Below are 5,992 nucleotides of genomic sequence, written 5' to 3'. Positions count from 1 at the left end.
ACTGGCAGATTTTATGCCGATGTCCCTTGCAGAGATCCGCAGCCAAAACACAGGCCGGTTATCGCGTGAAGAAGCACAGTTACTACACCGCGCAGCGCAAAAAGAAAAGCAAAACAACATTCTCTATACCGCCAGGATTCTGACCCGCGCTAACCCGCTGCTGAAAAAAGAGATGAATGATGCCTGTTATTACGGCGCCACCCCATATGGCTATGATGATATTATTCCGCCTCGCGCAGAAAAATTTGTCGCACCCGGCGCCGTCTCTTCCATATTTTCCCCTGCCGGTTATCTGACTGAGCTGTACCGTGAAGCCCGGGAACTGCATCCAAAAGACAGTGACCGTAATCTGGATAAGCGCCGTCCGGACCTGGCAAAACTGGTGCTCTCTCAGGACAATCTGGATAACGAAATCTCTGCTCTGTCACTGGCTAATGAGCAACTGGAAACGGCGCTGATGGCGCAAACCGGTCAGACAGACAAAAACAAATATTATGAAACCCTGGCAAAGTCCCGCAACAGTGGTGTAACGCCGTATAACGTGCCGTTTGAGGGAATACATAATGCCCTGGCACAACGGAATTTTGTCCTGCCGGATAATATTCTCAGTAACCCCGCGAAGTTTGCCATACTGGCGGCATACGACGCCGGTATCTCACCAAAGTTATATAACATACTGACAGAAGACACAGAGTCATTAACCGGCACCGATCTGGAAAAATCTCTCAAAAGAAACTTCCCGAAGGTTAAGATTAAAGACCTGATGACTCTGGATGCGCTGGCCAATTATTATGAGCTTCCGGCAGATGACATTCAGGCCCTTATTGCTGCCGAAATAACAGGCCGGTTACCAACACCGGATGTATATAACGACGATAATAAACTGGTAATACCGGCAATAAACACTGGCGGAAAAATTACATTCAGTGAACTGGCCAAAACACAGAGTGATGAAAAACAGGCTGACTATATTGATTTAATTCCGCAGGGTGGTAATCAGTTTTTAGTTAATTTTAGTGTAAAGGAAACCAAAAAAGACGCGACGCATTTTAGTATAGGCTATAATAAATCGTTTAATAATCTGGCAGATAAAAATGGTTTTGTTCCTCTGGCCGGGGAGCACTACAGTATCCCCGTCACACTGGATGCTAAAATTTTAGAAAAAAAAACTAAAATCGGCATCACCAGAAAAAAACCAGAACCTGCCAGCGACGAAAATCATTACACCTCAGCCACCTTCACCATCCATCCCAATGCGGAACCGGGTATATGGCTCCTCAGACTCAACAAAACACTGCGTCTGGCAAAAGTCAGCGGTATGACCCCGCACGAAACACAACATGCATTAATCCACGTAAGAAATGATTCAAGCGAATACGAATTACGCCGTTTCACCGAAACGCTGCTTTACCGTAAACGTTACGGTATTGATACTGAAACAGCATTAATGCTGTGTAACGCCAGTATCAGCAGAATCAGCTATGACGGGCAGCTCAGCCATTTTGACCGCCTGTTTAATAATCCGCCGCTGAATGGTGTAACTTACACTTTAGGTGGTGATGATATTCCGATGGAACCGGATGCCGGAGACCCGCGTCGTGAAGTCCTGAAACGCGCTTTCCGGGTAGATAATACCGGCTTGTGGCAACTGCTTGTTATCACAAATCGTGAAAACAAATCCAAAACTATCGAAAACAAGACAGAAAAACTTCGTGGTCTGTTATTTGTTCGTCTGCTGGCGGATGTGCACAACCTGACAGTAGCACAACTGGATGCCCTGCTGCAGATTTCCCCTTACAATTCAATGAACGTTTACGCTTTAGATGGCAAAACACGCCAGAAAATGCTCTCTTTTCTGTCCCGGATCACCCAATGGCTGAATACACAAAATATCACGGTTGAACAACTGATGCTGCTGCTGGATAAAATATCTCCGGCGGCGCCGACCAAAGAGATGCAGGTCCTGCTGGATCTCCTGCGCAATGGTGGTATTGACAAAACCAATACAAAAACGCTGTATACCACCATGGCACCAGTGATTACTGCGGCTATGCAACTGGACATCACGGAATCAGGGGAAGCTCTGCTGCGCTGGCTGGATAACAATCATCCCGCAGGGATACTCACCACCAGTGAGGCCTGGAAGCTTATTATCAAAAAAGGGCAGACGGCCGGCGACAAGGAAAAATTGGCGGCATGGTGTCAGGCACTGGCACAGCGTGTATTGGTCATTCGCACCTTTACACTCAGTAATGCCGAACTTCAGACATTGTCACAGGGTGCACCGGCCGGAACCATTACTGAACTGTATAACATCAGTGATTTCCATAACCTGATTAACCGCTGCGGTGAACAGGCCGGTACGGTACTGGATGCACTGCAAAGCGGGACACTGACAGTTAAAATTCTGGCACAAGCACTGAATCTGTCAGAAGAGGTGATTACTCAGGCACTGACACTGGCCGGACAAAAACCGGAACTGACCACATGGGCACAGCTGGCCACATTGCCGCCACGGCTGGATTTGGCAGATACCCTGCATATCACCCCGAAAGATATCACCACTCTGCTGACAGTGTCTGAAAATGCGAAACCTTCTTATACAGACCTCTCCGCACTGGCCGGATTGTTACAGGCCGGTCTGAGCGAACAACAGACCAAACAACTGCAAAATCAGTCTGAGCCGCGCCGCAATGAAGCCCTCAGCGGGGAGTACCGCTCTCTGGTTATGAACAACCCGGTGGCAGACCGTGATGATATCTGGCGTAATCTGCTGGTGGACGGAAAAGTCAGCGCTGAAATCACCACCACCCTGCTGGCAGATGCCATCGCCGGTATTCAGCTCTATATTAACCGCACTATTGCCGGTGATGAGCCGGGTGCTGACAGTGACGCTCTTGAGCGTCAGTTCTTTAAAGACTGGGATGCCTGTAATAAACGCTACAGCACCTGGGCGGGTGTGTCTCAGTTAGTCTATTACCCTGAAAACTTCGTTGATCCGACCCTCCGTACCGGTCAGACCGGGATGATGAACACCATGCTGGAGCAGCTTTCACAAAGTGAGCTCAACAAAGATACCCTGGAAAACGGCTTCCGCCAGTACCTGACCGCCTTTGAGCAGGTCGCTGACCTGAAAGTGGTCAGCGGTTATCATGATACGGTTAATATTAATCAGGGTAACACCTGGTTTATCGGTACCAGCCAGACTGAGCCGAAAAAATATTACTGGCGCAAAGCCGATCACAGTAAATGTCAGAATGGCCGTTTTGCCGCCAATGCCTGGAGTGACTGGAAAGAAATTACCTGTGCGGTGAATCCTTATGGGGATATGGTGCGTCCGGTGATTTTCCATTCACGTCTTTATTTGTTATGGATTGAAAAACAAGTACAGAAAGATAACGCCGGTAAAGATACGGCATCTTTTACCCTGAAACTGACTCATATTAAATATGACGGCAGCTGGGCTTCGCCGTTCAGTTATGATATTACTGAAAAAAACATATCCGGGTGGAAAAAAACGGGTCTGTACTGTGCCGCCAGCCAGGAAGATAATTCACTGCTCATTGCCTGGTATCAAATAGAAAAGGAAACACAGCCCAATAGCTTCGGGCTACATATTCAGCCGGACATGAGCTGTAAAAAAGAACCGAATATAGCAGGGATATTAGCCACGGTTACCCATCAATTAGATACAGAAACTACCGTCAGGGTAAACACCCTCCTGAATCGTATATCCTCTTTCGAATTTACCCTGGAAAAACAAGAGGGGAATAAAGAAATTGATCTGGTCATCTCCCATGGCGACTATACTGTCAAAACTGAAAATAGTATATCTGCACTGATATTGAACCCTACTGCTTATATTAACATCACCCCCTATAAATTATTTAATTATATTCCTGATTTTTATCGCGAGAAATATATTACTCATCTTAACTCTCATTCCGGTACGGTTTATGCTCCGGAATCAAAAAAAATGGAGCCTGCCAATAATGCTATATCCGATAAGGTTAATGCTTGTGCTGTATATACTTATAATAACAAGCCACCGAAAAAACACATTTCTCTTTCCATTGGTAAAAATTATCCGCTAATTACTCATCTTGAGCTGGTAGGGCGTAAACTTGAGAGTTTCTTTATAAAGCACAAAGAAACATCAGCGTTGTATTATACATATGGAGATGTTACCGACGATAGGTTAACGTTGGAGGAAGATAAATATACTATCAGCACTGGTGGAAAAAAACTGGGCACGCTTAGCTTGGGCAAAATGATAGCACAAGTCAAAACAATCAGTTCAGATGATATCTCCATTGAGATTGAACTAAATAGTACGAAATTTGAAACAATAACAGGTAGTGACGTCGGACTCCGGCCACCATTATACCCGACAGTCTCAAGAGAAACACTGGCATTCCCGTTTGGGAAACTGTCTATAACCATTCCCGCTGGTGCAGATATTAATAACCTGGATTGTACTATAAAAGTCAGGTTCAAGAATACAGATGTTCTTGCAGCTACTACCACTTATAAACTGGTTATAAAAAAAACTGATCCAGTTCAAAAAGTCATCTCCCTGTACACCACGCCGGACGGCGCTCAATATATGGAATGGGATGGTTACCGTACCCGGTTAAACACACTGTTCACCCGCCAGTTAATTGAGCGTGCCAATAACGGAATTGACGCAATATTATCCCCTGAAACCCAGTATCTGCCTGAACCGAAACCGGGACAGGGCACCTATGTCACACTGACACTGAAACCGTATGACAAGAATACCCACGGCACTAACCGGGCATTTACGATTTATTACAGCAATGATGCCACAGGCTCCGGCAAATTTCCTGTTTACAGTGGCTCACTCAGTGTTACCGATAATACAGAAGTAAAATTATTTATTCCGCTGATTAAACCCGGAAAAAATGCGGTGAGTCAGTCTGCTGGTGCGCAGCAGGATACTTTATATCTCAATGCTACATACCAGAAAGAAGCAACAAAACAAATCCTGCTGTTCCGTACCGATAATAATCCTGAAGGCTGGACATTGGATAAAAGCGTTAACAACGGCACCTTCGCCGGCCTGGCAGAAAACGGCGTCACCGGTTTATTACAATCCGGTGAACCGATGGATTTCAGCGGTGCCAATGCCCTTTATTTCTGGGAATTGTTTTATTACACTCCGATGATGGTAGCAACGCGTCTGTTGCAGGAGCAAAACTTTACCGAAGCCAACCGCTGGTTAAGCTATATCTGGCAGCCTGCTGCAAGCGGTGCCGGTGACTGGCGCGTGCGTCCGCTGAAAGAAGATACCTCCTGGAACGCCGACCCGCTGGATTCGGTTGATCCCGATGCGGTCGCCCAGAATGATCCGATGCATTACAAAGTCAGCACCCTGATGAAACTGCTGGATCTGCTGATTGCCCGTGGTGACAAAGCTTACCGCATGCAGGAACGCGAAATGTGGTATATGCAGGCGCTGGGGCTGCTCGGGGATAAACCTGTCAGCATTTTCAGCAATGGTTGGGAAAATCCGTCACTAAGCAATGCAGCAGATAAAACTCAGGCAAAACAGTTTCATGACGAAATCAGCCGTATCCGCAGCGGCGGTCTGCTGCCTGACGTCCGCACTGCTAATACCCTGACCGGATTGTTCCGGCCACAGCAAAACGAAAAACTGCTCGGCTACTGGCAGATGCTGGAAATGCGCCTGTTTAACTTGCGTAATAATCTCTCCATTGATGGTCAGCCGTTATCACTGCCAATTTTTGCCGCACCGGCAGACCCGGCCGCACTGCTCAGTGCCGCAGCCGCAGCCTCCGGTGGCAGCAAACCTTTACCGTCTGCTGACATCCCGGCAATGCGCTTCCCGCAGGCACTGGACAGTGCACGTTCACTGACCGGGCAGCTGATGCAGTTCGGTTCCACCCTCCTGGGGCTGATTGAGCGCCGGGATGCGGAGGCGATGAGTGAACTGCTGCAAAACCAGGCC

The 5,992-nt window shown here is 47.3% G+C and carries 1 protein-coding gene; it reads left to right on the top strand.

Annotated features, from left to right (window positions below; translation table 11 throughout):
• Window position 1: 1 nt before the first annotated feature.
• The coding region (locus tag HMPREF3119_RS13475; protein WP_371327756.1) for a neuraminidase-like domain-containing protein at window positions 2-5,992 on the top strand (5,991 nt) is incomplete at its 3' end.

The sequence above is a fragment of the Morganella sp. HMSC11D09 genome, assembly GCF_001807955.1.
In the GTDB taxonomy this organism is placed as follows: domain Bacteria; phylum Pseudomonadota; class Gammaproteobacteria; order Enterobacterales; family Enterobacteriaceae; genus Morganella; species Morganella morganii.
Note: the sequence above shows the minus strand (reverse complement) of the source record. Positions and strands in the feature narration are given on the sequence as shown.